The following is a 3833-nucleotide window of genomic DNA, read 5'->3' as shown; positions in this document are numbered from 1 at the left end:
GTGCTGGTCAACCTGGATGACGGCGTGACAACAGCGCTCACTGCCAGTGCTGATGGCAGACGCATCAACGACACGCTGCAGGACTACCAGCTGCGTGCACCGGCGGTCTGCCAGCCGGTGGCCGTGAACGCCGCCGGCAGCTGCCTGGCCGATGCGAACCGCTGCATGGCTCGCCTGCACGCGGCGACGCCGCCGCAGCTGCTGACCGCCTGCCAACAGGGCGTGGGCGCGGCCTGCAGCGGCCTGTTGCTGCGCTACGTGGACGATGCGCTCCTCGCCGCCGCGTCTGCCAAGGGCGTAGCGCTGGCTACCGCCGCACCGGCGCCCTGCACCACCGATGCGGAGCGCGAGGAGGTGCTGACCTGCCGTGATGCCCGTCGTGACGCGTTGGCCGCCGCGGTGGCACAGGCCAGCGGCCAAGCGTTCGCCCGTGGCATCGATCCAGCGTGGGTGGAACTGCCGGCGGCGCAGCGCGACCAGTTGCAGCAGCTGTGCCTGCAGCAGCGCGCTGGCCGCTTCTGCACCGAAGTGGCCGAGCAGCAGTTGAATGCGCGCGATCCGCGGGCGGCCGTGCAGGCGTTGCAGGTGGTCTGSGACAGCGGTCGCGACAGCGCATGCGAACGGGTCGAGCCCCTGCAGGCACTCGGTGCCGCGCTGCGCCTGGTCGATGCGACCGAGCCGCCCTGTGGCCTGTACCGGGCCGACGGCGGCACGATCGATGCGGTTGCGTTCGGCGACGATGGCCACGCGACGATCGGTAGCCAGCGCTCGCAGGTGCGACTGCTGGACGGTGCCATCCATCTGCGCAATGACCACGGCAGCGATCATGTGCTGCGCCTGCTGGCCAATGGCGACCTGCTGGGCATGGATGCCTGGACCGGCTACCAGCGTTACCAGCGGCAGCCGGGTGCTGTGCGCTGCAAGGCTGCGCCCACCCGTGATACCGCACCATCTGCCCACCGATGATGACCATCGTTCCACGTACCGTTTCTGCAAGGAGTTCCTGCATGCCCCCCTCCACTGCCCACCGCGGCCACCTGTCACGCGGGTGGATCGCCGCGCTGCTGTTGTCGCTCGGCCCGGCAGCATCCGCGCAACCACTGCTGTGCGGTACCTTCAAGGACGCCGACAGCGGCGCCCGGCTGACGGTGGAAAGCCCAGTTCAGGGCTCCCGCCTCATCCCCGGCGCAGCCCCGGAGCCCTACAACCTGGAGCAGCTGCAGGACGTGCTGATGCTGGCCAACCTGGCCACCGGCGGCATCGAGGCCCTGCAGATCATCGACGAGGGCCACGCGCTGGCCGGCGAAGAGCGTTACTACACGCTGGAAAGCACGGCGGTCTGCCAGGCGTCGCCGGTGTTCGCAGCGGGCAGCTGCCGCGCCGATATCGCCAGCTGCATGGATGACATGGCAGTGGCCGGACCCGAGCGCTGGCGGCAGTGGTGCCGTGAAGGCGTGCCGGCCGGCTGCAATCGCTTGATCGAGGATTATCGCAGCGACGCCCGCAATGCCCTGGTGCTCGACATCGCCCTGGCCAGCAATCGCGAGGAGCCTGCTGAACCTGCGGCATGCCAGCGTGGCAGCACGGACGTCGACGCAGAAGCATGCAGACAGGCCGAAGCGGTGGGCCGGGTGCGTGATGCGGCCTGGGCGTTCTCGGTGGCGCGAAGCATCCCGCGCGACGTGCCGCTACCGGCAGCGCAGCTGGACGAGGTCAGCATGCTGTGCCGCGAGCATCCCAGTGCCAGTTCCTGCCATGCCGCGGCCGTGGCGCTGTGGGCATCGGCGCGCCTGCTGCCGGCCCGCGATGCCCTGCAGCTGGCGTGCAGCATCGGTCGGGACCCGCAGGCCTGCAGCAGCGTCGCCCCCTTGGCCGCACTGAGCAGCGCAGACCTGGTCATCGTGGACGTGGCCACGCTGCCCTGCGGCCGCTATGCGGCGCAGGGCCACTCCCTGGTGTTCGGCGACGACGCCCAGGTCCAGGTCGATGCGTCCGGCAGGCAGCCTGCGGTCATGCGCGAGGGCGCCATCCGGGTGCGGAACGAGGAAGGCGAGGACCACGTGTTCTGGCAGCTGGCCAATGGCGATCTTGTAGGCAACGACCGTTGGGCCCGCTTCGCCCGCTACCAGCGTGACGGTTCGTCGCCGACCTGCGGGGCGCGTGCCAGCGCAGGCACGGCGCTGCGGTAAAGTACGCGCCATGAACGAATTCGAGCGCGTGCGCGCCTACCTCACCGACCTGCAGGACCGCATCTGTGCAGCGATCGAATCCGCAGATGGCCGGGCACGCTTCCAGGAAGATGTGTGGCAGCGCGCCGAAGGTGGCGGTGGCCGCACCCGCGTGCTGCGCGATGGCGCGGTGTTCGAGCAGGCCGGTATCGGCTTTTCCGATGTGGCGGGCAGCCGCCTGCCGCCGTCGGCCTCGGCCAACCGGCCGGAACTGGCCGGTGCCTCGTGGCGCGCCACCGGTGTGTCGCTGGTGTTCCACCCACTCAACCCCTACGTGCCGACCACCCACGCCAACGTGCGCTTCTTCCAGGCCCAGCGCGACGGCGAGGTGGTGGCCAGCTGGTTCGGCGGTGGCTTCGACCTGACCCCGTTCTACCCGTTCGACGAGGACATGCAGCACTGGCATCGGGTGGCGCGCGATCTGTGTGCACCGTTCGGCGACGAACGCTACGCCGCGCACAAGCGCTGGTGCGATGAGTATTTCTTCCTGCGCCACCGCAATGAGACGCGCGGTGTGGGTGGTCTGTTCTTCGATGATCTGCACGGCGATTTCGAACGCGATTTCGCCTACCTGCGCGCGGTCGGCGATGGCTTCCTCGATGCCTACCTGCCGATCGTGCAGCAGCGCAAGGACACGCCCTACGGCGAACGCGAGCGCGAGTTCCAGCTGTACCGCCGCGGCCGCTACGTCGAGTTCAACCTGGTCTACGACCGYGGCACGCTGTTCGGCCTGCAGAGTGGCGGGCGCAGCGAGAGCATCCTGATGAGCCTGCCGCCGCGGGTGCGTTGGGAGTACGGCTTCAGCCCCGACGAAGGCAGCGCCGAGGCGCGCCTGGCCGATTACCTGGTGCCGCGCGACTGGGTGTGATGCGTGGCGCCCACAGCGGTCGAGCAAGCTCGACCACTACCGGGACCGGGCCGAGGCGACAGGCGGTCGGGCCAGCTCGATATCGACCGCACCCGCTCAATCGTCCTTGCGCTTGGGAATGATGGTGATGTGGCCGTTGGTTTCCAGCAGTGCCAGTTCCACTTCTTCCACGCCGATGCAGCTCTGCTGGCGCATGGCGACATCGAAATCGGCGCGGCTGACCAGCTCGCGCCGCAGCACACTGTCGAAGAGCTTGCCGTTGCGCGCGATCACCACCGGTTCGCCCTCGATCAGCCGTTCCATGCGGCGGCTGCGGGCGGTGATCCAGCCTACGCCATAGTTCAGCAGGATCAGCGTGGCGGCCAGCAGCAGGCCGCCGGCCAGCGAGGTATCGGTGCCCAGCAATGCGTTCTGCACCGCATTGCCCAGCAGCACGATCAGCAGCACGTCGAACGGGGTGACCTGTCCCAGCGCGCGCTTGCCGCTGAGCCGGACCATGCCCAGCACGACTGCGTAGACCACCACCGCGCGCAGGATGAATTCCCACCACGGCATCGCCAAGTCGAACAGATCGGGCATCGCGGGTTTCCCTGCTGGGCGGTGGCCCAGCGTGGCGCAGCAGCGCACAAATAAAAAGCCCCGCTGACCAGGGGGAGGTCAACGGGGCCGGGGAACGGGCGCTTGGGGAGGAGCCCCCGTTCCGAGATCTGCTCCAGGGGATGGGAGAGATCCACGAC

4 protein-coding genes are annotated in these 3833 nt (G+C 68.9%); 3 read left to right on the top strand and 1 reads right to left on the bottom strand.

Annotated features, from left to right (window positions below):
* The 3 genes from AC1VAN_RS14500 to hemF form a co-directional block, all read left to right on the top strand.
* Positions 1 to 966 (top strand): hypothetical protein (locus AC1VAN_RS14500; RefSeq protein WP_480986053.1); only part of this gene is annotated, 966 nt, incomplete at its 5' end.
* 41 nt (positions 967 to 1007) lie between these two features.
* Positions 1008 to 2189 carry a hypothetical protein gene (locus AC1VAN_RS14495; RefSeq protein WP_051585059.1) on the top strand — a complete coding sequence of 394 codons (1182 nt, stop codon included), beginning with the start codon at positions 1008 to 1010 and terminating at the stop codon, positions 2187 to 2189.
* A 10-nt stretch (positions 2190 to 2199) separates the two neighbouring features.
* Entirely contained in the window at positions 2200 to 3096 is an 897-nt protein-coding gene (hemF, locus tag AC1VAN_RS14490) for an oxygen-dependent coproporphyrinogen oxidase (protein ID WP_032976793.1), read from the top strand.
* Positions 3097 to 3192: 96 nt separating this feature from the next.
* Here hemF and AC1VAN_RS14485 read toward each other — a convergent pair whose 3' ends face one another.
* Positions 3193 to 3675: a DUF421 domain-containing protein gene (locus AC1VAN_RS14485; RefSeq protein ID WP_025878041.1), complete on the bottom strand. Its 483-nt coding sequence runs from the start codon at positions 3673 to 3675 to the stop codon at positions 3193 to 3195.
* Between the last annotated feature and the right edge of the window lie 158 nt (positions 3676 to 3833).

It is taken from the genome of Stenotrophomonas sp. 05L44_2, from assembly GCF_056665995.1.
The sequence above is the reverse complement of the archived record's forward strand: the minus strand, read 5'-3'. Positions and strand labels throughout refer to the sequence as shown.